The sequence below is a fragment of the Peribacillus sp. NPDC055009 genome (assembly GCF_053608705.1).
Genome location: NZ_JBSGVZ010000010.1, coordinates 35609 through 61483, shown reverse-complemented (window position 1 = coordinate 61483; position 25875 = coordinate 35609). Strand labels below are relative to the sequence as shown.

Here is a 25875-nt window from a genome sequence, read left to right as displayed (position 1 = left end):
ACTAATGATAGTAAGAATAAACAAAGGAGTTGTTTTCATTGAAACCATTATACACAGCTACAGTTGCCGTACAAGGCGGTCGTGAGGGACATGTTAAATCAGAGGACGGGATTTTGGACTTCGATGTGAGATCACCGAAGGAATTAGGTGGTTCCGGTGAGCGCGCCACAAACCCTGAACAGTTATTCGCAGCCGGTTACGCGGCTTGCTTTGACAGTGCCTTGAATCTTGTTCTGCAAAAAGAAAAGAAAAATGTCGATACTTCCGTGACGGCAAATGTCACGATCGGTAAAGATGAGGATGACGGCGGCTTTAAATTGGCTGTAAGATTGGATGTTTCTATTCCCGACCTAAGCAGGGAAGAGGCTGAAGACTTCGCCAAAAAAGCACATATGACCTGCCCCTATTCAAAAGCGACTCGCGGGAACGTCGATGTTACCTTGATTTTGGTATAAGATTATGCAAGGGAATGGATACGGCATTAAGGCCGGCTCCATTCCCTTTTTTCTTAGTTCACTTCTTCCAATCCCTTCATTTTCAAAAGAAAGCCCAGTCCTATTACCGCCATGATGATCAATGAGCCCAATGCCATCCTGCTCGCCAATGTACCGAGGTCATGGAATACCAACGTTATTGTTCCATATAAAAGCGGACCGATTATTGAAGAGACTTTTCCTGAGAATGCAAATAGTCCAAAAAATTGCCCCCTCTTCTCATCCGGGGTCAATTCAATGATATATGTCCGTGATGTCACCCACATCGAACCAAGCGAAATGCCGAACATACTTCCGGCAACCCAGAACCATAGAGCGGTTTGTGCAAAGACCGCTATAAATAAAGCAACCAAAAGCAGAACACCCACATATGTCACAGCTAGCCGCGGCCCCTTCGACTGCGTGATGTATCCAAACAGAAACGATCCGGCAATACTCGATACTGTCGAAACCAAGTAAAGCAAAATGAATCCGCTTGAGGAAAATCCAACAACAGTCTTGGCATATATGGCCATCATGCCGATAGTGGTCGCAATTGCATCATTTAAAAAGAAATAAGCAATCATGAATGTAAAAACCGATCGATGGGATTTCATCTCTTTAAATGTGGATTTAATTTCCTTATAACCGGATAAAAAAGATTGTTTCGCTTTTTGCTGTTTTGGAGACTCTTTTAAAAAAAAGAACAATGGAAGGGAAAAAACCAGAAATAAAATGGCCGTGGGAATAAAGGCTTCATGTGAACTCCCTTTACTTATGAATGGATAGATGGACAGGCCCACTAACGTTCCAAGGTAGCCTACCGCCACGCCAAATCCTGATATAAGCGGCAATTGCTGTTTCGTGCCTAAATCACTCATCATCGTATCATAGAAAACAAGACTCGAATGATAGAAAAACTTTGCTATCACAAATAAAAGAATGACGATCGCCAAGGAAATTGGAATGCCAAGAAGCTTCCCATCGAACGGCGCCCCTCCAAATACCCCCATAAAAAATGTACTTACAACGGAAATGAGTGTGAAAATCATAATGTATTTTTTCATTTTTCCCGTTCGATCGATCATGACACCGAACAGCGGGGAAAACAAAACTAGAAACAAACTGGCAATCGCATTTGCGTAGGAGATGAAGGTACTGGCAATCTGATCAAGAACGGCATTTTCCCCAATCTGTTCCTGGAGGAAGAATGGAAAGAAAATCGTATTGATATTAGAAGAAAAAATCGTATTGGCAAAATCGTAAAACGCCCAAGACAGAATGGGCAGGGAAAAATATAAACCAAAATTCCCCCTCGATTTTTTAGACTTCGGTTTCACCTGCAACTCCATCTGCTTTCCCCCCTTATTGATACTTAAATTATATGTATTCCATACCTTTCCAATAAATCCTTTAAGTCGGGATTATAACATTGTGTAAAACATGATTTTTCCCTGGCTAACATGTAAAATTGTGAAATGAGGCTGTCCTGAAAACTTCTTTATATTCTTTCTAAAGAATATTTAAGAATTTTAATTCCTAAAAGGAGTGTGAAAGATGATTGCATTTTTTCTTATTATCTTGGTAGCCATACTTGTCCTGTTCGCCATCTATTCTAATCGAACAAAGGGTGTTTTCCCTGAGGACTTCAAAATGCAGCATTCACCACTTAAAATTGGACATCGCGGTGCATCTGGATATTGCCCCGAGAATACAATGGCATCTTATAATAAAGCTATTGAATTGGGAGCTGATTTCCTGGAAGTGGATATCCATCTTAGTAAAGATGATGTACTTGTGGTTCATCATGACCCAACTCTGGATCGAACCACGAACGGCAAAGGGAACATCCGTGATTACACGGCTGCCGAATTAAAGGAACTGGATGCAGGAAGCTGGTATCATTCCCGTTTTAAAAACGAAAAAATTCCTTTATTAAGTGAGGTATTGGAAAATTTCGGGTCAAAAGTCGGAATCTTAATCGAATTAAAACATCCATCTGCTTATCCCGGCATTGAACGGAAACTTGCAGAAGAATTAGGAAAATTCCAAGAATATTCAACAAGTGAAAATAGGATAATGGTTCATTCGTTCGATATGGAATCCATGAAAAGGTTTCATCAATTAATGCCAGACATACAAGTGGGCGTTTTGATAAAACGGCGAATTAATGACCAAAAATTAAAGGAGATTGCCGAGTTTGCATCATTTTTGAATCCAAAGCAAACGATTTTGAGTACGAAACTGCAAATGCGAATCCAAAAGCACGGAATGAAAGTATATACATGGACCGTCAACAATAAAAAACAAATCCGCATGTTCAAAAAGATGCAGTTAGATGGGATCATTTCTGATTTTCCTGATTATTTTTTTGATTGAATCTTTCAATGAATTTGCCTTCTTAATCTAATAAGGGTTACAGAAATTTTTATAATCATGGTTCGGGGTGAGACCATTCCGAACCTCCTTCTTAAAAAAACTTCCCCGTTGTTTTCAGCCGGAGCACTTTTTTTGGGGTTCAGGCATTTATTCGACCCACACCACACTTTTTTCGGCCCTTCACGCATTTTATTCGACCCACACCACACTTTTTTCGACCATTCAAGCATTTATTCGACCTACACCCCACTTTATTCGACCGTTCACCCATTTTATTCGACCTACACCCCACTTTATTCGACCGTTCACCATTTTATTCGACCTACACCCCACTTTATTCGACCGTTCACCATTTTATTCGACCCCCACTTTATTCGACCCACACCCCACTTTATTCGACCCACACCACACTTTATTCGACCGTTCACCATTTTATTCGACCTACACCCCACTTTATTCGACCGTTCACCATTTTATTCGACCCACACCCCACTTTATTCGACCGTTCACCATTTTATTCGACCTACACCCCACTTTATTCGACCCACACCACACTTTTTTCGGCCCTTCACGCGTTTATTCGACCTACACCCCACTTTATTCGACCGTTCACCATTTTATTCGACCCACACCACACTTTTTTCGACCATTCACGCATTTATTCGACCTACACCCCACTTTATTCGACCGTTCATCATTTTATTCGACCCACAACCCACTTTCTTCGACCGTTCACCATTTTATTCGACCCACACCACACTTTTTTCGGCCCTTCACGCATTTTATTCGACCTACACCCCACTTTATTCGACCGTTCACCATTTTATTCGACCTACACCGCACTTTATTCGACCGTTCACCCATTTTATTCGACCTACCCCCCACTTTATTCGACCGTTCATCATTTTATTCGACCCACTTTATTCGGTCATCCACGCATTTATTCGACCCACACCCATTTTATTCGACCCCCTTTTGTCCACAACTGAACAATCCGCTAATGCGGATTGTTATTTTAATAACAATGAAAGAATTGTATCTCATGCGCGTCCGTTCCATAATATGCCCATCGCTGTTGACTTCGTCTCCATCGATAACCTGCCACGGAATTATAGCCGACATATGTGGGGTAAAACCAAAATGAGCGGCCATTTTTAAGCCAAACATACGTATGTTTGTATAAACACCCTTTCATTGAATCAGTGTCCATTGCCTTAGACATTCCATCGTGAAGTTGTGGAGTGAATAATGGCGGAGCTATATGAGGCGGGCCTCCTCCGTGCGGCGGCCGCGGCGGCGGATGGTCCCCATAGGACGGGCCAGGCGGGCCAGGAGGAGTCCTTACATCCATTATCTGTTTTGGATATGGAATCGCCAAGAAATCATTATCCATGTTTCGGAGATGTGCATTTTGATAGATATTTTCAGTACCGTTATGGTGTTGATAGAATGAATTGTATGGTTTCATACTTTTTCACCTCATAATTGAACTTTCTTTTATCCGTATGTAGACGAACGGCCATATGTGCATTTTCATTCCTAATTACTGTCTCTACTTTGTGGTTCTACTGAACCTTTAAACGGAAAATAATGCGTCAGAAAATATTCCCTGTTTATTTTTTGAAAAAATCCCTGTATTTTTTAGCTTTCTTGCACTAGAATTTGATATAGTGTTCTTAATGATTTAAACTCAATAAAGTCAAAAGTCATTTCAGGCCCTGAATCATTGTGGGAGGCCAAATTTTCTTATCTTAGAAAAAACGAGGGATTCCTATGTGGGAATTATTATTAGAATTCGATTATCAGACCGTTCGCCATGCGGTATGGGCAGGTTACTTATTTACCTTTGTCTTTCCACTGGCTGCGTTTTACTTCTTAAATAAAAAGCAATCGCTCTTGAACGACAAATATCAAGCTTCCGTTCATACAGATAAAAGTAAATCCCCCGTTCATGCGGGCAGCATTTTTGACTGGCGCGGTGCACAGCGCTTCTTCACATTTATCCGGCAAAAGGATTCACCAGATGATTCCGATGAGCCAAGCCTCCTTCTCTTTGTTTAACCACTAACAATTTGAGGAGGAAATTATATTGAAGAAGAAAAACATGTTTCTAATTGCCGTACTATTTCTGGCAACGACCCTATTGACAGGATGCTCAGCAGCAACGAGCGGTCCATTTCATACCGCATTGGTTAACCCTATGACAAAAATGTTGGAATTTAATGCTGATTTATTTAATGGCAACTATGGTTTAAGCATCATCATGATGACATTTTTGATTCGCCTTGTCTTGCTTCCACTGACTGCCAAGCAATATAAAACACAGCTTAGCATGAAAACGAAGATGAATGGGCTGAAACCGGAAATGACTGCAATCCAGCAGAAAATCAAAGAGACGAAAGATCCAGCTAAACAAAAGGCCCTTCAACAGGAAATGATGCAGCTTTACCAAAAGCATGGAGTCAATCCTTTAAACATGGGCTGTTTGCCGCTCTTAATTCAAATGCCGATTCTAATGGGCTTTTATTATGCGATCCAAGGCTCACATGAAATTGCGACCCATAGTTTCCTTTGGTACAGCCTTGGTCAGCCGAATATTGCCATGGCGATTATTGCTGGTGTCATTTATTACTTCCAATCGGTCATTTCCATGAGACAAATGCCGGAGGAACAGCAGAAACAAATGAAGATGATGAGCCTGCTCTCACCAGCAATGATTTTATTCATTTCTTTCTCCGCTCCTGCTGCTTTGCCGTTATACTGGTCAATCGGAGGTATTTTCATGATTGTTCAGTCCATCGTGCTTCAGCGAATATATAAAAAAGACCATGCCGTTGTTCCGGCTGCAAATGAAACGGTTATGAAAAAAAGCTAATCCAATTGGATTAGCTTTTTTTTTCATAAAGTTAAATTTTCGCGAGTAATTGCTAGCCTTGATGGAAAGTGGATTTTCAGGGCGAAATTCACTATTTTATTTCTTCGGCAATGGATTTGTTGAAACCTTTTCGAAAAACTTCTCTACATATTCGAAATCCGTGTAAAAGAACAATAATAGGTCACCCGGTTGTGATGTTTCCCACGCTTTTACGAATGCGTCCAATTCATTAGGTTCGATTAAGGTCCGATCTTTTTGTAACCCTGCTTCTACGGCAGCTTCCTGAAGCAGTCTGGCTACTTCGAACGGCTCCCTGCCCCGCAAATCATCGTCTTCTTTAATGATGAATAGATCAGAATTCATGGCCGCCTCCTTGGAGAGCCTGATTAGCTCTTCATCAATACGGTCCCCAGGTCCTGCCAAAACAGTGATAAGACGATTTTTGTTATAGGCACTGACCGTTTCGAATATGGCCTTCAATCCTGCTTCATTATGGGCATAGTCGATGATGATCGTGCGCTCTTTCAACTTTTTTAAATTGAAACGTCCTTTGGACAAATTCGTATCAGGCATAAATGTGGCAGCCTTCCTTCGTAGTTCTTCCATTGAAATGCCTTGAGTCTCGGCTGCGGCTAACGCTTGAAGTAAATTGGCGATATTATGACGTGCCATGCCGGAAATCGTTATTGGAATCTTGGTGCAATCCATAAATTGTCGGATGACACCATCAGATGAATGACAGATTACACCTTGTTCATTGACGTACCAAACTTTACATCCCCCATTTATCGCAGCCTTCACGTGAGGCTGGGTGGCATCAGTAGAGGTGTAAATGACCTCTCCATCTGTATGAGCGTTCATGGCTGCTACATTCGGATCATCTGCATTCAGCACACAATAGCCTGTTTTCATTACGACTTCGGCTACCAGCCTCTTTAATTTAATGAGATCATCCAATGTATCGATTCCATCATGGCCGAGGTGATCCTCACTTACATTGGTAATGATCCCCACATCACATTTACGAAAAGCAAGACCTTCACGAAGAATCCCTCCCCGGGCCGTTTCCAATACGGCTACATCAACTTCAGGATGGGCCAATACCATTCTTGCACTGACCGGGCCACTGCAGTCACCCTGATCCATTACCTCATCGCCGATATATACTCCATCTGAATTCGTCATACCCACCTTTGTATTTTCATTAGAAAGAAAATAATGAACCAATCGGGTCGTTGTCGTCTTTCCATTTGTTCCGGTCACTGCGATGATCGGTATAGCTGCCTCTTCCCGAGTCGGAAATAAATAATCGACAATGGCCTTGCCTACATCCCTTTTTTTCCCTTCGCTCGGATAATGATGCATTCGAATTCCCGGAGCAGCATTCACTTCAATAATCGCAGTCCGTGAATGCTCGATTGGTTTGGATATATCCTCACAGATAAAATCGATTCCGGCTATATCCAGACCAACCGCTTTCGCGGCAGCAACCGACATATTTTTAATGGTGGGATGAACCTGATCCGTTACATCGATTGCCTTTCCACCAGTCGAAAGATTTGCATTGCCGACAACTTGAACCAATTCCCCTTGATTCGGAATGGTATCGAGCGTCCGATTCGATTTTTCCAAATAACACGTCACGGTATGTGTAAGCGGGATCTTTGACATTGGCTTCTCATGTCCTTCTCCCCGCAAATCATTACAATTTTCCTTTTCTATCAATTTACGTATCGATTCCTTACCGTTGCCAATAACAAAGGGAGGAAGCCTCAAACTAGCGGCTATAAGTTCACCGTTGACTATCAGTAACCGATAATCATGTCCTTCAATATGCCGTTCGACTATGTACTTCTCCACATGCGGCTCCAAACAATTGATTACATTGAATAGTTCATCCTTATTTTTGATATGGGTGATGACGCCCTGCCCCTGCCTCCCATTGTACGGTTTAATGACCAGCGGAAAACCCAGCCTGTCCGCCGAGGCAAAGATATCTTCGATGGAATGGGCAACTTCCCCTTCAGGTACAGGGAGTCCACACCCTCTTAAAATTGATTTGGTCAATGATTTGTCACATGAATTCTCAACGGCAATATTCGAAGTCTGGCTGGAAATTGTCGCCTGGACATACTTCTGCCTTGTACCGGTTCCTAAACGCAGTAAGCTTTCATCACCCATTCGCTCGACAGGGATACCTTTTGCTTGTGCTGCTTTAAAAATGGCTTCGGTACTTGGCCCCAGTTTATTTTTATAATATAACTGCTCTATTTGTTTTACATAAGATTGTACATTTATATGCTTTTCACCATTCAGGATGGCTTCCGCTATATCTTTTGCTGCTAAAAAAGCTTGAAGACCTGAGTGAGGCTCCTGATAGTCAAAGGTCACATAATAAAAGCCCTTCTTTTCCATCATTATCGTTTTTCCACGAATGGCTTCGATCCCGGCCAGGTTTTGAAGCTCAATCGTCATATGCTCCAATATATGTCCCATCCATGTTCCTTTTCTCAGCCTTTCGGCGAAACCGCCTCGATACCCTTTTGAACATGTGTGGCTTCCCAGGTTCGGGAGTGCCTTTAACAATTTTTCATTGAATCCAGGTATTGAATCAGATGGTTTCTGTTCCAGTTCCCCTATATCCAATTCAATGCAAATCGTCGGTGTATAAGCAAAATAATTAGGTCCTTTTAAATAACGGACTCGATTGATTATCATTGTTGGATCCCCTTTTTCATCAACAATTTCCTTGCAAGCAGGTCAAAACGGTATCCTCTGGTTAGTGCATGTAGGTTAAATCCCGAAAGAGTCAACTCTTCACTGCCATTATCAGAAGATGTGATATTGATATAGTCACTTGTGCTGCCATCAAGCACCAATACTTGATGTTGGCCAACTACTTCAAAATGACCGTCTTTAACTAAAATTGCTGTATTTTCATCAATGCCAATACCCATAATTTCCTTTTTCCCTGCTATCGCACTTAACAGGCGGTCAAATCGGCCACGCTGGGAAAAATGTTGATCGATTATCAAATCGTCAAGGAAGCCGAAACCCATCCCAATCTCAACCTTTAACTTATTGTCATTCAGCATCGTGTCAGCAGCAATGATCATATGCTTACCTAAAATGGAAGCACCAGCACTTGTCCCTGCTATCACCATTCCTTTATGCCAGGCTTTAGAAAGGGCATCGTGGAATTTGGTTTTTCCAATCAGCTCAAACAATCGGCTTTGGTTTCCCCCTGAAATGAAAACGGCGGAAAAAGATGTCAGCTGTTCACAAATTGCTGGGTCATCTGCATCCTGCCTTGAATCCAACTTGATCACTTCCACCCTGCCCACGCCTAAATCCCTGAAAATCTTGATATACTCTGTACTCACTTCCTCAGGAATTTCACTCGCTGTAGGCAATATTCCTATTCCGCCATCCCTATTACGGGTTGCAAGTTCGACAAATTTATTTAATACTTCACCTTCAAGGCACTTATCCTCTGCCCCGCCAATGATAAGTAATTCACCACAATTCATTCATCATACTCACCTTTACAAATGGATTAACATCATGAAATTGCTCAAAATAGAACACATAATGACTAGTATGGCAACTTCTATCAATCTTCATTCATAAAAATGGGAAACTGTAGAATTTTGTTTAACTTAATGAAAAGAGAGGAAAAGTAATAGAGTAAAAAAATAAAAGGAGTGTGCAAAAATGAGCGAAAACCAAATTAAAGAAAAAGTATTGAACATCATCCGTGATCATAAAATAGGAGTTTTATCTTCAGTTGAAAACAACAAACCACATTCACGCTATATGACATTCTTTAACGATGATTTAACTTTATACACACCAACGAGTGGAAAGACGGAAAAAATTGATGAAATTGAAAAGAATCCTAATGTTCATATCCTGATCGGCTATGATAATAAAGGATTGGGCGATTCTTACCTGGAAATCTCAGGTACCTCGAAAATAAACGATTCGCAGGATCTGAAGGATAAATTATGGAATGAATCCTTTGAAGATTGGTTCGAAGGTCCGAAAGATCCGAATTATTTAATCCTGCAAATTAAGCCGGAAAGCATCCGATTGATGAACAACAACGGTGAACCTCCACAAGAATTATCATTGTAAATCTTTATTTTTTGTACTTACGCCAATTGACGAGTATTACGCTCAAACTCACGAGTAAATGACCGAAATTCACGTGCATTTCACTAACACAGTACTATACTAAAAATAGCGCTATAAAACAGTTAAAAGCCCGCACATGAGTGCGGGCTTTTTTCACGATTACACCAGCTCTGATTGGATATAGTGCAAAATCAGATTGGCTGTATGCTTTAATGAAGAAACATGTGTCCGCTCGAAGGCATGTGAGGCATCGATTCCCGGTCCGATCAGACCATGTACGACATCATATCCTGCCCGGATTGCAGCGGAAGCGTCCGACCCATAATATGGATAAATATCGACGCGGTAGTCGACGGCATTTGCTTGGGCAAGTGAAACTAAATGCTGACGCAGTTTATAATGATATGGACCTGAGGAGTCTTTTGCGCAAATGGATACGCTGAATTCATCCGTCGATTGTCCATCGCCGATCGCGCCCATATCGACTGCTAGATATTCGACTGTTTTCTCAGGGATATTGGAATTTCCGCCATAGCCGATTTCTTCATTGTTGGAAATCAGGAAATGGGTCGTATATGCCAATTTTATTTTTCCTGTGGAAATGAGGTCAATGATATGAAGGAGGATGCCAACGCTAGCTTTATCATCCAAATGCCTTGATTTCAAAAAGCCTGTATCCGTCACTTCCACTCTTGGTTCAAAGGAGACAAAATCTCCAACAGAAATGCCAATGGCCTCTGTTTCCGCTTTTGTCTTCACGACAGCATCTATCCGGACCTCAATTGTCTCATCATCACGCTTGGCATCGCCGGCATTTTTATATACGTGGACAGAGGTCTGATTGATTAAAATGGTCCCGGTGATAATGGTTCCGTCAGCTGTATGGATTTTACAATACTCCCCTTCCACTGAGTTCCAGCGGAAACCGCCGATCATTGTCAATTTAAGGCGGCCATTCGCCTTGATTTCCTTTACCATGGCCCCCAGTGTATCGACATGGGCAGTCAGCAAACGATGTTTGCCATCATTTTCGCCTTTCAATGAAGCAAGCAATGCCCCTTTATTCGTGATCTTGTAAGGAACCTTCCTCTGCTCCATGAAATCAGCCGCGTATTTAATGGCTTGCTCTGTATAGCCGGAGGGGCTGGGTATGGACACCAATTCTTTTATGTAAGATACAATTTCTTTTTCTTCGATCACACACATGCGTATCATCTCTCCTTTCCTATTGCTTCATTATATCTTTTCATGGCAACTTTTAACATATTTAAAGACCGCCAAAAGGCGGTCCTTTAATCGATTTAACTCATAAAAGCCAGGACAGGCAACATGGCCATAACTAATGTTGAAATTCCATATAACGCTAAGTTCTCCATATTCACTCTTCTTTTCCACTTATCGCGCCATACTTTGTATCTGTCCATATCTTCGTTCCTCATAAAAAAACCTCCTTCATGATGAAAGTTCAACTTACTTCAACTGTCTTTGTTTGTTGGACATTTCCTTCATATATTCCAAGAAGGCAATTCTCTTTTCGTCTGGATAGGCTACAATGTCTGCAATGATTTCCTCTTCGAGAGGTTTCAGTAAACGGCCAACCGATTCAGTAAACAATATTTCTAACTCTCTCTTTGTTTCATTAGGATTTCTCACTTCCATCAATATCACCCTTCCAATTACTTACTATTATCTATATAACCTTTATCCTCTACATTGAAACGCAAAAAAATCGACCGCCCATAAAGGCAGCCGATTGTCATCAATTAAATTATTTCGTTACCCCGACATTATGCCACTGATATTGGCGGCCAGCGAGATAATCATAACCTGTCACACGTTCATTCACTCCCGCCAATTGATAACGGAATAATGTCGGAATGACCGGAACCTCTTCATGGATCAATTCCTGCCACTCATTATACGTATCGATTCGATATTGATCATCGAAGGCTTCCTCTGAAATCCCTTTAGCAAGAAGCTCATCATTTTTTTCACTCACCCAGCGGGTATAGTTAAATTCTGCAGATCTGGACCATATTCCTGATGGATCCGGATCGGAAGCGACACCCCATGCAGCTTGATAAATATCCACTTTATCATTATCCTTTTTCAGCAGGTCGTAGAATGAATTGAACTCATGCAGCCTTCCATCCTGCAATTCTACGTCCAAACCAACTTGTTCCCATTGTTGGATATAATATCTTGCTAGTGGCTCAGAAACATCGGAACCGCTCATGGAAGCAAAGTTGATCTTGAACTCTTTTCCGTCTGCATCTTCACGAATGCCATCATTATTCGTATCTACAAATCCTGCTTCATCCAAAAGTTTTTTAGCTTTTTCAGGATTATATTCATATGGTTTTACATCTTTATTGTTATATTTAAAGTTCGGTGTAATGACAGAGTTGGCAGGGAAGCGAAGTCCCTTGAACATCTTTTCGCCAACTTCTTCATTATTGATGGCATAAGCCATCGCCTGACGAAGGCGTTTGTCACCGAATTTCGGGTTCTCATCCATAACGTTTTCTTCTTTTTCCTTATCATAATGACCGAAGTTGAAACCAATATAGGTATAGGCTAATTCAACTTTCCCCAATAATTCGACATTATCCAATTCCTTGGCCTGATCATATTGCTCAGCCAGGACCTCCGCTACATCGAGATCACCGTTTTCAAGTGACTTGACGACAACGGACGGATTCACGACTTTTAATGTGACACTGTCCAATTTAGGTTCACCGCGGTAATAATCTTTATTAGCTTCGAATTCGACCGCTTCCCCTTGAACGATTTTCTTCACTTTGAATGGTCCAAAACCAATCGGGTTTTTACGGATCTTATCCGAAGATTCCAACTTTGCAATCGGAACATCTTTTAAGTATTCTTTATGAAGCGGGTATGTCCATAATCCAGTCGTGACGGAAGGATTCGCTTTTTTGAAAGTGAAAGTGATTTTCTTGTCGTCGACTTTAATGCCTGAAATCTTGTCCGCTTTCCCTTCATGATACTCTTCCATACCCTCAATTAAAGCCATTTGTTCATCATAGCGTACACCCTTGTAATCCTTGCTTCCCATGACAAGGTATGCATATTCTAAATCAGCGCCTGTCACTGGTTTTCCATCGTGCCAATTTACATTTTCCTTAATCGTCAGCGTGACCGTTTTATGATCATCCGAAATCTCATAGGAAGCGGCACCTTCATTTGTATATACATAGTTTTCGTCTGTATCCAATAAATCCTCATCAAAGAATGTGATAACTTGGTTATCGGGTTCGCCTTGATAGAAAACCTTGTTTAATATCCCTTCAAACGGGGTATCGGATACCAAACCATATGTTAAATGGCCGCCTTTAATCGGCTCTCCTTGATTCGTCGTCTTTGTCGGGAATTTAGAGGTATCGACCTGTTCGACATCTTTCCCTTTTTTCTCTTTCGTTGACGATTTCTCCGTATCATCCGAACATGCAGCAAGCAGTAGAGACGAAATGGCCAATGCACTTAATACCTTACTGTAGCTTTTGATTTTCATATCATACACTCCCCTTTTTTTATGCTCTTCTTTGTCTAGCATCGGCTGCGCGTTTTAACGCTTGACCAACGAAATTTATACTCAGCATCAACACTAAAATCATGAGTGATGCGGGTACCCATATCCACCACTTGTTTTCCAGAACATCTGGATTACGAGCATAACTGATGAGCGTACCTAAACTCGGTGTGCTCTCCGGAAGACCGAACCCTAAGAAAGTCAAACTGGATTCTAAGCCAATATTGCCAGCAAGATTCAAAATGAAGTTAACGATGATCAGTGAACTGACATTGGGCAGAAGCTGAAACAGGATGATTTTCCAATGTTGCGTCCCGAGTGTCTGTGAGGCGTGGATATAATCCAGCTCACGCTCTGACAAAGCCTTTGAACGAATCAGCCTGGCCTTGCCTGTCCATAAAAACATCGTCATGATTAAAATGAAAACATATACATTGAAGATCGGTACAATCGTGACTACAACGATGATGAACATCAATTGCGGCAGTGCAATCACGAAATCGATAACGCGCATGATCACATTATCGGTTGCCCCGCCGAAGTAGCCAGCCAGAAGCCCTAATGATAAACCGATGATAGCCGTGAATAATGTAATGAATAAACTGATCGTGAATGAATTTCTGGTACCTATTATCAGTTGTCCGAATACGTCCCGGCCGCCATAATCGGTTCCAAGCCAATAGTCTGAAGATGGTTCCATATAAATGGAGAGAAAATCGACCTTGGCTATTTCCTTGGCGTCCATGAAGAACGACGCACCGTAAACAAAAATCAATATGGCTGCTAATATGATCAATGAGCCCATGGCAAGCTTATCCTTTTTGATTTCCTGCCAGATGATTTTGATTCCTGAAGGGCTCACATCTTTCACTTGTATGTTCTTTCCCGTTTCTACTTTCATTTCCATACGCTCACCCCGCTCCTATTCTATCCGTATGCGCGGATCGACCGCACTAAGTATGATGTCCGAAAGAAGAGTGCCAAGCAGAGTGGCAAATCCCGTCATCATGACGATGGCCGTGACAACGCTGAAATCCCGCAGGCTGACTGAACTAAGGAAAAGCTGCCCCAGACCCGGATAACTGAAAATGGTCTCGATTATGACCGCGCCGCCGATCAATCCGGTAATTTCATAACCTAAGAATGCCGCTATCGGTAAAAAGGAATTTCTCAGGATATGCCGTGAATATACTTTTGATTCAGGCACTCCCTTCGAACGAGCAGTCCTTACGAAATCCTTGATTTTATTATCGATGATTTCATTTCGCAAATATTGGATCGTACTTGTTGTTGCAATTAAAGCTGTACTTAAAGCTGGTAAAATCAAATGATTGATCTTGCTTACAACATAGGCAAATGTTCCTTCATCCACTTTTGAATCGACACTGCCGCCAGACGGGAACCAATCCAGGGCAAATCCGAAAATGAATAACATGATTAAAGCAAAAATGAAAATCGGCGTGCCAAATCCTACATAGCTATAACCCGTAACGGTTTTATCCACCCAGGTATCGTTATACCTTCCACTAAGTATGCCTAATGGAATCGCAAGCATATATGTAAAGATAAGCGTGACCAACGCCAGGAACACCGTGTTCCAAAGCCTGTCTTCTATAACATCCATGACGGGCGTCTTATGTGTATAGGAAATACCGAAATCCCCCTGTACTGCATTGGATGCCCACCTTATATATTGTTGGTACCAAGGGTCATTCAAACCCAGTTCTTCCCTGATCCTATCAAGCTCGGCCGGGTTGGCCCTAGGATTGATTTCCTGACCTGACAGTGCATCTCCCGGCATTGCTTTTGCCATCATGAAAACGATGATGCTCAATAAAAAGAGCTGCGGGATCATAACTAATAAACGCCTTAGGATAAACTTCCACATATTCCTTACACCTCCTTATTGTAATGCGACTCTATGTGTCGATGAGATTGGCTTCAAATCGTAGGCACGTCCATCCTCATCGAAATATTTTGAGTAGGTAGACTCATATTCCGAGGTGAGTTTTTTTCTAAGCTGCACTTTATCTTCGCGAACTTCCGGCTCTAAATCCGGAATGGCGGCAATCAGGCGCTTCGTGTATATATGTTGCGGATTTTCATAGATTTCCTCGCTTTTGCCTTCCTCTACCAATCTACCGCGATACATAACTCCCATCCGGTCACACATATGCCGGATTACACCTAAGTCATGACCGACAAATAAATAAGTCAAATTGAACTCCTGTTGGAGATCCTGAAGGAAATTCAATACCTGTGCCTGAACGGAAACATCCAGTGCTGACACCGGTTCATCCGCAATGATCAGTTTAGGTTTCAATGTCAAAGACCTGGCAATCCCAATACGCTGGCGCTGCCCCCCTGAAAATTCATGAGGATACTTGTGAATCGACTCCGGACTGAGTCCGACTTTATCCAAGAAGTCCTGGACGATTTTCTTTTCCTCTGAAGGTGATAACCGTTCAAAGTTCCTCAGCGGTTCGGCAATGATGTCCAGTACCCTCTTCTTGGGATTCAATGATGAATACGGGTCTTGGAAAATCATTTGGATATCTTTTCTAAATGGTTTAATTTCTTTTCTACTTAAAGATGCTAAATCCCTGCCTTCAAACAGGATTTGTCCGGATGTGACATCATTCAGCTTGACCACTGCCTTGCCTGTCGTGGACTTGCCGCTTCCGGATTCCCCGACCAAACCATATGTTTCCCCTTGCTGTAACTCAAAGGAAACACCGTCCACGGCCTTTACGTGATCAACCACCCTTCTGAAAAAACCGCCCCTTATTGGAAAATGCACTTTCAGATTATCTAATTTGAGTAATGTCATGGGCCGATGCATCTCCTTCAGCTTGAAAATAAAATTCTTTATAGCACGTACAGCGCACAAAATGATCGTTGCCCACTTCGTGAAGCCGGGGTGTCTCTTCATGCGCATGCTTAGGTATCCAAGGAATCCTATCTTGGAAGCGACATCCTATCCGATCCATTTTCGCTATCGATGGAACGATTCCCTCGATAACGTGCAAACGATTTTTCTCGTTTGCAGCCGAAGGAATCGAATTTAATAACGACCTTGTATATGGATGCAGCGGATTGTTGAATATCTCTTTAACACTTCCCGTTTCCACTACCTGACCTGCATACATGACAACGATCCTGTCAGCGACCTCTGCTACGACGCTCAGATCATGTGTAATTAAGATGATACCCATTTTTGTCCTGCTTTGGATATCCTTCAGCAGATCAAGTATTTGTGCTTGAATCGTAACATCGAGTGCCGTCGTGGGTTCATCTGCAATTACCAGTGCAGGGTTGCAAGCAATGGCAATCGATATCATTGCCCTTTGCCGCATTCCGCCCGAGAGCTCATGCGGATATTGCTTGTACGTCCGTTCAGGATATGGAATTCCCACTTGTGTCAAAAGTTCAATCGTCCTATTCTTTTTTTCAGCACTGGAGAGTTCAGTATGGTAATCAAGATTCTCCTCGATCTGTTTTCCTATGGTCATGAGCGGGTTCAAAGCCGTTAATGGTTCCTGAAATATCATACCCAATTCCTTACCACGGACTTTATTCATTTGCACATCATTCAACTTTAGTAGATTTTGACCTTTATAATTGATATTTCCTTCGGATTTCGTTCTCTGCTTATTATGTAATTGCATGATAGATAAGGCCAAGGCACTCTTTCCACAACCTGATTCTCCAACAACTGCTACAATTTCATTTTCATTCACCGTAAACGAAACATCATCCACCGCTGCATGATATTTGCTACCGATTCGAAATGAGGTAGTTAGGTTCTCTATTTGTAAAATAGCTTTCTTCATCCTTGCTCCCCCTAAACTATTTTATCGGGAAAATAATTAATCTTCTGATAATTAGTTAGAATTTTAATCAATTTTTTACATTTATACAATAGTTTTTATAGAAAATAATCACATTTTTTTCATTTTTTATAACTTTAGGAATAATTTTCTGCAATAAAAAATCATTTCCTTTATAACTGTTATACAGTAAAGTTTTGAAGTCCGATTAAATATATAGAATCAATAATTTTGAATTTATTATTTCAAGATATCTTTTTTTAAAGATTATGCCCATTTATTGACCTTGTCTTTTTACGTACTGCGGAATGGTTCCGACAGAAGTATTTTAATATTTCAGAAAAATTAGTATATTTGTAAGAATATCATAAAAAAGGTAATTACTTCATATATATTTCATTACTTTAAAAAAAACACCAAATTTTGATGTAATGCAATGAAACCTTTTTAAAACAGATTCGTAGAAAACGGTAGAAAATAAATGATGAGGTGATTGAATGTATTCACAAACTGTACAAACTTATATGCCGTCGGTCATGCGGACGTTCGCTTTATCACTTGCCGTTTCCGTTTTAGGGATGGCTCTCGGCACTCTTGTACCGCCATCGTTGTTTCTTCCGTTAGCGATACTTGAGATCGCCATGTTGATTGGAGCATTTATATTGCGGAAGAAAAAAGCCATCGGCTACACATTTTTGTATAGTTTCACGTTGATTTCTGGAATTACGACCTATCCGATCATCGCACACTACCTAGCTGCTGCAGGGGCAAATGTGGTGATCCTGGCAGGTGTTACGACGACAGTCGTATTTGGAGGGCTGGCGATTTATGCCACAACCACCAAAAGGGACCTTTCTTTCTTGGGAGGAATGTTATTTGCTGCCTTGCTAGCTTTAGTTGTCATTAGCATTTTCAACATTTTCTCTCCATTAAGCTCTACAGCCATGCTGGTCTTTTCCTTTATCGGGATTTTAGTTTTCAGTGGTTATATTTTATATGATTTCAATCGTATGAAGCATTACGGGGTAACAGCCGAAGAAGTACCGCTCATGGCCTTGAATCTATATCTTGATTTCATTAACCTATTCATTAACATCTTGCGCTTCTTTGGTATTTTAGCAAGCGATGACTAAAGTGCTAATAGTATAAATCCTAACAAGATAACAAAAGAAAGACGCTTGGACTTATCCAAGCGTCTTTTCACATTTCTTTCCCATACAGTTAAGCTGTAAGATGGTAGTAGTGATTTCCCCAAAACTCCTGGCAATGAATAAAATACCAAATCACAATGAATTTGGTCTCAATCATTAATAAGAACGGCAGAAGGGATGCGTATCTTATTTATATAATCCTGGATTTGATTGATCGGTCCATGGCAGTTTCACACCGAAAGTGCTTGCAATGAACTGTGTATCTTCCCTTCGTTTTTTCCTAATTTGGGCCCGTTGTTTTGCTGATTCATTTAAATTCATTTCCATCTCTGTTTCAGGAACCAAACGCGGAACCGGAATTGGTTTACCTTCTTCATTAATGGCAACAAATGTCAAGAATGAAATGACACATAAATTCCGGGCTCCTGTAACTAAATCCTCTGCAACCACCTTTACGATGATTTCCATTGATGTTCTGCCCGTATACGTCACGAAGCTTTCAAGGCAAACTGCATTTCCTTCGTGAATAGGGTGCAGGAAATCGACAGAATCAGTTGATGCAGTAACGACGTTGCTTCGAGCATGACGCATGGCTGATATAGCCGCTACATCATCAATGTATGCCATTAATTTGCCTCCGAACATCGTACCAATATTATTTGTATCCGGCGGGAGGACAAGGCTTGTTTTTATGACCAAAGAGTCCCGGCAATTTTTTGTTTCTTCCATGGTGACTGCACTCCTTTATGTCTGATTCTCACTAGTCCACTTTATCGAATTCTTACCTGTAAAGCAATTCACATGCTTATTTTCCTGCTATTAGTCAAAATTATGCGGCTTATAATGAAGCCAACCGCTTTCACTGCCCTATTGGCTGCTTGCCTTGCTGCAGCTCACGCAGGCTTAAGCCAAATGTCATTTGTAAATGCGGATAATCCTTGAACCCTGCCCAATCCCCTCCCCAATCGAAACCTAACCCTTTAGCGATGGTTACGACTTCCATCCAATCCGACTTTCCATTATCGTTGCCGTCATAACTCATATCCCAAATGGCCTCGCCTTGTTTGTTAAGGAGGGCAAAATCTATCGCCAAACCGAAATTATGCAGCGATTCGCCACCTCTTGCATTCGTTACGATGTTGCCCGAGTCTGATCTGCCCTTTTCATAGAGTTCATTTTGCTCGGCTAAAGACCGGAACCCCGCCGTAATGATAACCGGGATGCCTTTGTCATTAGCCAATTGAATGAGCTCGTCCTTTTTTTCGGCGACGATCGGATTCAGCTCGTCAGTCAGTTCGATTTCATCCAGATCAGGAGGAAGCATATACTTGAACAAGAGCCCCAGTAACAATCCTAAAAAGCCCAATACCAAAAATGTCCTTACCCAAGTGGCTTTCACTGAAAAATCCTTCCTTTACGAATATCTGTCTGAAAGTGAAAAACTCAACCAAAGACGGATGAGTTTCTTCTATAACTTTGCTTTCAATTCTTCAATTTGCAATAAATGCCGTTTTTCATGAAGTCCCACGAACGGGATCCATTGCTTCAAGCTTAAATCTTTAAACAAAGGATGTGGTAATGACTTTTGTTCGAGATCAATTTCCTTTGCATGGTCAACGACCTGTACAAAAGCTTTTCGGGATTCGGACAACTTTTCCTTAACTTCACTCAAAGTTTGGTATGATTCTGACGGAATGACAAATGGCGGCGCCTGGACCTTCACTTCACGATTTAAAGTAAGCTCGATCGGTTTATCCACAGCAGGAATGCTATCGTTGCTTTTCAATTTATCGGATATGCTCTTTGTTATGGCCCTCTCCATTAAATATAAATGATCCAATACCTGGATGATGCTCCATCGTCCAGGTTCAGGATGGGCGTTCAGCTGTTCATCCGATAGTCCGTTGACCGCATTTAAAAGCTCTTCCCTGATTTTTTCATTTTCATTCATTTTTAGCATCTCCTCTTATAAGCCTCGCTAATCTCCTTTAATTATTCCATTTCATATAGGAATGTGTAAAATAATAATACTTTTTGACACAAACGAACCGATTAAAAGTTGTCTATTTTTTGAAAAGCTCTATCATAGTCATTAAGGTAAAATTCAAATGACTTTCAAAATTCATCATAGATAGTCTAAATAGGAGTGATCGCTATGAGTGGAGGACATATTCCATTCAGCCACAAAGGCCGCAGTTCCATGCATGCAATACCTTCAAAAGGAAGCATATGGTTGATGCTCAAACAAATGTTCAATCGGGTACCATCCAAATGGAAGTTTTGCACTTTGATATTATGTATCATGCTTTTCATTTCATTGCTTGAGTTCTCCATCCCCCAGTTGACGCAGTTTACGATTGATAAAGTCATTCCCGAAAAAAGATATGATTTGTTAATCTGGATTGGCACAGGAATTCTTTGTGCCAGCATCTTATTGGCGTTACTGAACTACTTTAACAGCTATATCGTTTCCAAGGTCGGTCAAAGAGCTATTATGGATATACGGAATAGCATGTATGACCACATTCAAACACTGGATATGAAATTCTTTGACAAAAATCGAACTGGTGACTTAATGTCCCGGTTGACCAATGATGTCAATTTACTGCAGCAGCTCATCTCTTCGAGCATGCTCCAAGTATTGACGGACACGGTGACTTTCATTGCCGTGGCGGTATATATGCTTTTCATTAACTGGAAGCTGACCATTGTCCTTCTTTTTATATTCCCTTTCATGTTCTATATCACAAGGGTATTCGGGAAACGCATCAGGATGTCATTTAGGTCTGTGCAAAGTTCCGCAGGAGATGTCAGCAACCAGTTACAGGATTCCATTTCAGGAATGCGGCTCATTCAATCTTTTACGAATGAAGAGTTCGAATCAAGGCGGTTTGCCGAGCGTAATCAGGAAAATATGGCTGCAAACATTAAGTCCGTTCGACTACGTTCCATGTTCGGTCCGATTATTGATTTATTGAACAATATCGGCCTTGTAGCAGTCATTGTGTTCGGTGCTTGGCAAGTGATGGAAGGTGAATTTACAATAGGATTAATCGTGGCCTTCCTCGCCTATTTGAGGTTACTGCAGAGTCCCGTTCGCAATTTTAGCCGAGTCATCAGCATTGTCCAGCAATCAGCCGCCGCCTTTGAGCGGATAACTGAAATATTGGAAACACAACCTGAAATAAGTGACAAGGGAAATGCCCTTGAACTCCCTTCCATAAAAAAGCAAATTGAATTTCAAAGTGTTAATTTTTCTTATGATGAGAATGTTCCTGTGCTTAGCAGTTTAAACCTGACCATGAAAGCTGGTCAAGTAACTGCTCTGGTCGGCTCCTCTGGTGCAGGAAAATCGACCATCACGAGCCTTTTGATCCGATTTTATGATCCGCAAGATGGAACAATCAAAATGGATGGCCATGATATCAAAAATGTATCACTGAAATCATTAAGGGGACAAATGGGGGTTGTCTCCCAGGATATCATTTTATTCAACGGTTCCATCCGTGATAACATCATGTATGGAAAACTTGATGCTACAGATGATGTAATCATCGAATCCGCCAAAGCGGCAAATGCGCATGACTTTATCAGTGCCTTTCCTGATGGTTATGATTCTCAAATTGGAGAGCGCGGAGTCAAGCTTTCAGGCGGACAAAAACAGCGCATTGCCATTGCCAGGGCACTTTTGAAAAATCCGCAAATCATCATTCTCGATGAAGCAACAGCGGCCTTGGATACAGAATCCGAACATTTGATACAGGAAGCTTTGTCACGTTTATTGATAAACCGAACTTCAATTGTGATTGCACATCGTTTATCGACCATTCATGATGCCGATCAAATAATCGTTCTGGAAAAAGGGCAGGTTCATGAAAAAGGAACACATGAACAGTTATTGCAAAACAATGGCAGATACAAGCAGCTCCATGACTTGCAGTTCCCTCAACTAAAAGCCATATTAAATTCCTAGAAAGCAAGAATGCACAGAATGCCTTCCTGTGCATTTTTGCTTTCATTTGAAATCATAACTTTCCAAAACCCGATTCGCAATGAGCTGATACCCTTTTTCATTCGGATGTAACTTATCACTGAAATACTCTGTTTTCTTTTTATCTTCAAAAAGATCATTCGTAGGAATGAATAACATCCTATTGTCTTTATCCGCTATTCCCTTTATTGACTGGTTATAATCGCGAATATGCTTTTCAAGTTTTTGATTTCCTTTAATTGGGTTATATAGTCCCACTACCAAAATATCAGCTTTATCGTTTGCCTTTATGAGTGTTGACGTAATCTTTTTCAGATGGCTGATATACTCCCGTTTACCCTCATTGATTTTTCGATCACTTATTTTCTCCAAGTCCCCGCCGTTACTATTGATCAAGTCATTCGTTCCGATATAAACGATGAAAGTATCGGCTTCATCAAGTTTCGTTTTAATGCGGTAATCATCAAGCTGTTTCATCACCCCATCCGTTTCCTGGCCTTTTATACCGTAATTCCAAAAACTCACTTTTTGTTCCGATTCCGGGTTATTCAATTCATCCTCCAGGCCTTCTATATATCCTTCTCCATCCTTATCCCCTTTTCCATAGGTTAACGAATCTCCAAAAGCCATCACCCTTTGCACATCTTCCGACTCCGAGGCCTGAAATTCATATGCAACAAAACATATAACCAGTACTATAATCAAAAAAACTGACAATTTTTTCATTTGGTTCTCCTCTGCCTTTTTACTAGAAGTATTTAATCCTTTTCATACCCAAAAAATCTGCAGACTTAACATAAAAAAGGAATTGTCAGATAAAGAGTAAAAAGTGTATGATAATAAAAAACTTTCAATGGATTGGATGTCAATTCACCGTCCCTTAAACAAAAAAACGGGATTACCCTTCATTCTGGAGATTGAATAAATGATAGTTAGGAGATTACATCATGGAAGAGCACATAGAGTTTAGAGAGGCAGAACTATCTGATTTACCTAGAATTGTTGAAATATATAATTCGACAATTGCTTCAAGAATGGTCACGGCAGATACGGAGCCTGTATCCGTCCAATCGAGGGTTAAATGGTTTGAGGAACATCATTCAGAAAGTAGACCGCTATATATCATTACTATAGAAGGGAAAACTGCTGGATGGATGAGCTTTCAATCCTTCTATGGCCGACCGGCATATAATTCCACTGCCGAAATCAGCATTTATATTGATGATTATTTCCGGGGAAAAGGAATCGGACAAATTTCGATTCAAAAGGCAATTGAATTGAGTCCAAAATTAGGTATTAAGACTATATTGGGTTTCATTTTCGCCCACAATATACCTAGCCTTAAGCTTTTTTCCAAATTCGGGTTTGAAGAATGGGCACATTTACCTCAAGTTGCCGAGCTGGATGGCATTGAGCGGGATTTGATCATTCTTGGTAAACGTGTCGATATTTAATATAATTTTTTAGAGCTATTGCCTTGAGCAGTAGCTTTTTCAAATTAATACAGGTCGAATATGCTAATTTAAAAATACCGATATGCGTTTTGGAGGGAAAAATATTCTGACTCTCTTTTACTTGCTAACGCATTTAATAGCGTATCCAATTCTTGACTGGCCTGAACAGTAAGCAGACTTGTTAAGCCGTAACTTGCTGCCAATTTGATCATTTCCTGTCTCTTTTCTTCTACCCTTTCTATAGTTACTTTACGGTAAGGCATTATATGCCACCTCCCATTTATTCAATTTTTTTACACTTTCATCATAATTAAACTACTAGTTAAAATCAACTATTTTTCAGAAATAAAATGTGTTATTTTATAGGACAAATGTGACAAAACACCTACTTTATTCTTTAATTATGTATATTTTATGTCATTTTCTATTAAACGCAAAAAAGCATCCACTAGTGTATACTGTGAATGCTTACATCATATCCCTTATCCAAGAGCCCAAAATATAGTCCTTCGCTTACTATGTCATCCATTCAGAAGGTGACTCGTTATTAGGTCTATTTATAACAATCTTATATTCATCTTCAAGCACTTTTAATGGGGCATCATAAAGGTGCCTTTCATCAGAGGTTTTGTATACTCCATTGGCCAATAGCTCTTCAATGAGTTTTGCCTTCCTCTGTTCAATCCTCTTAAATAATTCTGCCATGTAAATGGCTCCTTTCCTAGTCATCCTAGAGCCTGCTTCTAGTTAGCTAACTTTATCAACTTGTTTGATTTTCACCAAATTATATATACCTTTTCTATTATGTCACTAAACGTTATTTCCCAAAAATAAAAGCCCCTTCTAATTCAAGAAGAGGCTGACTGTGTCCGTACGGCTCTTCTTATCTTCCAAGCATATGCTTGTTGGATTTAGCACAGTTCCCAAAATGGGTCCGCTGCCGAGGTTTCTTTGGGCCAAGTCCCTCCACCTCTCTGGATAAGAATTCGATATATAAATGATGTAGAAATGATTCTACCCTAATAATTATCAAAAGTCAATTACCTGGTTCTCCCTTTTTTCCTGGACATTACATGCTCCCTCTTCAAATACGGGTTGCATTTTCTTGTCTTTCTGATATGATGTCAGTAATTACATACAATTCACACCACTAGGGGAGTCTTTTTTAAGACTGAGATGGAAATAGTTTCCGGACCCTTTGAACCTGAACCGGCTCATACCGGCGGAGGGAAGTGGATGATATCGTCCATTTACAGACTATATCCATCTACCCCGTTCCGTATTCAGGAACGGGGTTTTTCATTATCTAGGGGAAACATTCTAAAGGAGGATGAACAATGGAGAATATTAAAACAGAAACATTCAGTGATAGACTTCATGCACGGGCAAAAGAGATTTGGAAAAGGAATCATTCACATCCCTTTGTCCAGGCAATTGGAAATGGTACGCTTCCTGAAAAGAAATTTGCCTATTACATGAAGCAGGACTATATCTATCTCATGGATTATTCCAAGCTCTTTGCTTTAGGTGTCATCAAAGCCCATAACATCGAAACCATGGCAAAGTTTGCGAGTATTTTAAATGAAACCCTTCAAGTGGAAATGGATATCCATCGGCAGTATGCTTCCGAATTCGGGATCAGTTCCAAGGAATTGGAAGAAACAGAACCTACTCCCACCACTCTAGCCTATACAGGTTACATGCTAAATGCAGCTCAGCATGGGACATTGGCAGACTTGATCGCCTGTCTCCTGCCATGCGCTTGGGATTACTATGAAATCGGTTTGCTATTAAAAGAACAAAATGGAGCAGCATTGGAAAACAATCGCTACGCAGATTGGATAAGGTCCTATTCATCACCTGAATTCGGGGAAGCACACAAGTGGCTGATCGCATTGTTGGAAGAATTGACGGAAGGCATGCCAGAAAAGGAACTTCTTCGATTAGAAAAGCACTTTTTGGTTACTTCCCGATATGAATACTTATTCTGGGATATGGTTCAAAATGAGCAGGATTGGCCGCTGTAGGTCGCAGA

General features: G+C 40.9%; 27 protein-coding genes and 2 riboswitches. Of the genes, 9 read left to right on the top strand and 18 right to left on the bottom strand.

Features of this window, described 5'->3' with window-relative positions; genetic code table 11:
* Positions 1 to 38: 38 nt before the first annotated feature.
* A complete protein-coding gene (locus tag ACWF5P_RS16180; protein ID WP_434168975.1) occupies positions 39 to 455 on the top strand; it encodes an organic hydroperoxide resistance protein in 417 nt (138 codons plus the stop codon).
* Positions 456 to 508: 53 nt separating this feature from the next.
* On the opposite strand, the gene ACWF5P_RS16175 is transcribed toward ACWF5P_RS16180, so the two are convergent.
* Positions 509 to 1825, bottom strand: a complete 1317-nt coding sequence (locus tag ACWF5P_RS16175) for an MFS transporter (RefSeq protein WP_452445072.1) — start codon at positions 1823 to 1825, stop codon at positions 509 to 511.
* Positions 1826 to 2030: 205 nt separating this feature from the next.
* Here ACWF5P_RS16175 and ACWF5P_RS16170 point away from each other — a divergent pair, with 205 nt between their 5' ends.
* On the top strand, positions 2031 to 2852 hold the full coding sequence (locus ACWF5P_RS16170; protein ID WP_434168973.1) for a glycerophosphodiester phosphodiesterase family protein: 822 nt from the start codon (positions 2031 to 2033) through the stop codon (positions 2850 to 2852).
* A 1015-nt stretch (positions 2853 to 3867) separates the two neighbouring features.
* On the opposite strand, the gene ACWF5P_RS16165 is transcribed toward ACWF5P_RS16170, so the two are convergent.
* Positions 3868 to 4320 (bottom strand): hypothetical protein, encoded by a 453-nt coding sequence (locus tag ACWF5P_RS16165; protein ID WP_101224473.1) that lies wholly within the window; start codon positions 4318 to 4320, stop codon positions 3868 to 3870.
* Positions 4321 to 4625: 305 nt separating this feature from the next.
* Between ACWF5P_RS16165 and ACWF5P_RS16160 the strand changes: the two genes are divergently transcribed.
* Together ACWF5P_RS16160 and yidC are read left to right on the top strand one after the other, a co-directional pair.
* Positions 4626 to 4913: a hypothetical protein gene (locus tag ACWF5P_RS16160; protein WP_101224472.1), complete on the top strand. Its 288-nt coding sequence runs from the start codon at positions 4626 to 4628 to the stop codon at positions 4911 to 4913.
* 28 nt (positions 4914 to 4941) lie between these two features.
* The gene (yidC, locus tag ACWF5P_RS16155) at positions 4942 to 5727 is read left to right on the top strand and encodes a membrane protein insertase YidC (protein ID WP_232782986.1); all 786 of its coding nucleotides are present in this window, start codon (positions 4942 to 4944) and stop codon (positions 5725 to 5727) included.
* A gap of 96 nt (positions 5728 to 5823) precedes the next feature.
* Here the strand turns inward: yidC and cphA are convergent, their stop codons facing one another.
* Together cphA and ACWF5P_RS16145 are read right to left on the bottom strand one after the other, a co-directional pair.
* Positions 5824 to 8445: a cyanophycin synthetase gene (cphA, locus tag ACWF5P_RS16150; protein ID WP_434168972.1), complete on the bottom strand. Its 2622-nt coding sequence runs from the start codon at positions 8443 to 8445 to the stop codon at positions 5824 to 5826.
* Entirely contained in the window at positions 8442 to 9257 is an 816-nt protein-coding gene (locus ACWF5P_RS16145; protein ID WP_402941566.1) for a cyanophycinase, read from the bottom strand. Before ACWF5P_RS16145 ends, cphA begins: the two co-directional genes overlap by 4 nt.
* A gap of 184 nt (positions 9258 to 9441) precedes the next feature.
* Between ACWF5P_RS16145 and ACWF5P_RS16140 the strand changes: the two genes are divergently transcribed.
* A complete protein-coding gene (locus ACWF5P_RS16140) occupies positions 9442 to 9864 on the top strand; it encodes a pyridoxamine 5'-phosphate oxidase family protein (protein WP_434168971.1) in 423 nt (140 codons plus the stop codon).
* A 159-nt stretch (positions 9865 to 10023) separates the two neighbouring features.
* On the opposite strand, the gene ACWF5P_RS16135 is transcribed toward ACWF5P_RS16140, so the two are convergent.
* From ACWF5P_RS16135 to ACWF5P_RS16100, 8 genes are all read right to left on the bottom strand, one after another.
* Positions 10024 to 11070, bottom strand: coding sequence for a M42 family metallopeptidase (locus ACWF5P_RS16135; protein WP_434168970.1), 1047 nt, complete (start codon positions 11068 to 11070; stop codon positions 10024 to 10026).
* 95 nt (positions 11071 to 11165) lie between these two features.
* On the bottom strand, positions 11166 to 11303 hold the full coding sequence (locus ACWF5P_RS16130) for a hypothetical protein (protein ID WP_348964387.1): 138 nt from the start codon (positions 11301 to 11303) through the stop codon (positions 11166 to 11168).
* Positions 11304 to 11334: 31 nt separating this feature from the next.
* Positions 11335 to 11523: a hypothetical protein gene (locus ACWF5P_RS16125; RefSeq protein ID WP_034314269.1), complete on the bottom strand. Its 189-nt coding sequence runs from the start codon at positions 11521 to 11523 to the stop codon at positions 11335 to 11337.
* A gap of 109 nt (positions 11524 to 11632) precedes the next feature.
* Complete coding sequence (gene opp4A, locus ACWF5P_RS16120) at positions 11633 to 13396, bottom strand: oligopeptide ABC transporter substrate-binding protein (RefSeq protein ID WP_434168969.1); 1764 nt, start codon at positions 13394 to 13396, stop codon at positions 11633 to 11635.
* A 19-nt stretch (positions 13397 to 13415) separates the two neighbouring features.
* Positions 13416 to 14315 (bottom strand): ABC transporter permease subunit, encoded by a 900-nt coding sequence (locus ACWF5P_RS16115; RefSeq protein WP_434169631.1) that lies wholly within the window; start codon positions 14313 to 14315, stop codon positions 13416 to 13418.
* 21 nt (positions 14316 to 14336) lie between these two features.
* A complete protein-coding gene (opp4B, locus tag ACWF5P_RS16110) occupies positions 14337 to 15302 on the bottom strand; it encodes an oligopeptide ABC transporter permease (protein ID WP_101224465.1) in 966 nt (321 codons plus the stop codon).
* 15 nt (positions 15303 to 15317) lie between these two features.
* Positions 15318 to 16244: an ABC transporter ATP-binding protein gene (locus ACWF5P_RS16105; protein WP_101224464.1), complete on the bottom strand. Its 927-nt coding sequence runs from the start codon at positions 16242 to 16244 to the stop codon at positions 15318 to 15320.
* Positions 16222 to 17247: an ABC transporter ATP-binding protein gene (locus ACWF5P_RS16100; protein WP_101224463.1), complete on the bottom strand. Its 1026-nt coding sequence runs from the start codon at positions 17245 to 17247 to the stop codon at positions 16222 to 16224. The genes ACWF5P_RS16105 and ACWF5P_RS16100 overlap by 23 nt, the downstream gene beginning before the upstream one ends.
* Before the next feature lie 494 nt (positions 17248 to 17741).
* On the opposite strand from ACWF5P_RS16100, the gene ACWF5P_RS16095 reads away from it, so the two are divergent.
* Positions 17742 to 18377, top strand: a complete 636-nt coding sequence (locus ACWF5P_RS16095) for a Bax inhibitor-1 family protein (protein ID WP_434168968.1) — start codon at positions 17742 to 17744, stop codon at positions 18375 to 18377.
* Between the two features lie 204 nt (positions 18378 to 18581).
* On the opposite strand, the gene ACWF5P_RS16090 is transcribed toward ACWF5P_RS16095, so the two are convergent.
* The 3 genes from ACWF5P_RS16090 to ACWF5P_RS16080 form a co-directional block, all read right to left on the bottom strand.
* Complete coding sequence (locus ACWF5P_RS16090) at positions 18582 to 19124, bottom strand: acyl-CoA thioesterase (RefSeq protein WP_101224034.1); 543 nt, start codon at positions 19122 to 19124, stop codon at positions 18582 to 18584.
* A 130-nt stretch (positions 19125 to 19254) separates the two neighbouring features.
* Positions 19255 to 19794, bottom strand: coding sequence for a M15 family metallopeptidase (locus ACWF5P_RS16085; protein ID WP_434168967.1), 540 nt, complete (start codon positions 19792 to 19794; stop codon positions 19255 to 19257).
* 69 nt (positions 19795 to 19863) lie between these two features.
* Positions 19864 to 20346: a DinB family protein gene (locus ACWF5P_RS16080; RefSeq protein ID WP_101224035.1), complete on the bottom strand. Its 483-nt coding sequence runs from the start codon at positions 20344 to 20346 to the stop codon at positions 19864 to 19866.
* A 204-nt stretch (positions 20347 to 20550) separates the two neighbouring features.
* On the opposite strand from ACWF5P_RS16080, the gene ACWF5P_RS16075 reads away from it, so the two are divergent.
* Positions 20551 to 22368, top strand: a complete 1818-nt coding sequence (locus ACWF5P_RS16075; RefSeq protein ID WP_434168966.1) for an ABC transporter transmembrane domain-containing protein — start codon at positions 20551 to 20553, stop codon at positions 22366 to 22368.
* 42 nt (positions 22369 to 22410) lie between these two features.
* Here the strand turns inward: ACWF5P_RS16075 and ACWF5P_RS16070 are convergent, their stop codons facing one another.
* A complete protein-coding gene (locus ACWF5P_RS16070) occupies positions 22411 to 23112 on the bottom strand; it encodes a DUF459 domain-containing protein (RefSeq protein ID WP_434168965.1) in 702 nt (233 codons plus the stop codon).
* 221 nt (positions 23113 to 23333) lie between these two features.
* Here ACWF5P_RS16070 and ACWF5P_RS16065 point away from each other — a divergent pair, with 221 nt between their 5' ends.
* Positions 23334 to 23840 carry a GNAT family N-acetyltransferase gene (locus ACWF5P_RS16065; protein WP_260356980.1) on the top strand — a complete coding sequence of 169 codons (507 nt, stop codon included), beginning with the start codon at positions 23334 to 23336 and terminating at the stop codon, positions 23838 to 23840.
* Positions 23841 to 23908: 68 nt separating this feature from the next.
* On the opposite strand, the gene ACWF5P_RS16060 is transcribed toward ACWF5P_RS16065, so the two are convergent.
* Both ACWF5P_RS16060 and ACWF5P_RS16055 read right to left on the bottom strand, forming a co-directional pair.
* Complete coding sequence (locus ACWF5P_RS16060) at positions 23909 to 24103, bottom strand: Spo0E family sporulation regulatory protein-aspartic acid phosphatase (RefSeq protein ID WP_434168964.1); 195 nt, start codon at positions 24101 to 24103, stop codon at positions 23909 to 23911.
* Between the two features lie 253 nt (positions 24104 to 24356).
* On the bottom strand, positions 24357 to 24545 hold the full coding sequence (locus tag ACWF5P_RS16055; RefSeq protein WP_034314291.1) for a Fur-regulated basic protein FbpA: 189 nt from the start codon (positions 24543 to 24545) through the stop codon (positions 24357 to 24359).
* A gap of 175 nt (positions 24546 to 24720) precedes the next feature.
* A riboswitch (SAM riboswitch) is annotated at positions 24721 to 24825 on the bottom strand.
* A 157-nt stretch (positions 24826 to 24982) separates the two neighbouring features.
* Positions 24983 to 25088, top strand: a riboswitch (TPP riboswitch).
* An 89-nt stretch (positions 25089 to 25177) separates the two neighbouring features.
* Between ACWF5P_RS16055 and tenA the strand changes: the two genes are divergently transcribed.
* Entirely contained in the window at positions 25178 to 25867 is a 690-nt protein-coding gene (gene tenA, locus ACWF5P_RS16050) for a thiaminase II (protein WP_260356979.1), read from the top strand.
* Positions 25868 to 25875 lie beyond the last annotated feature (8 nt).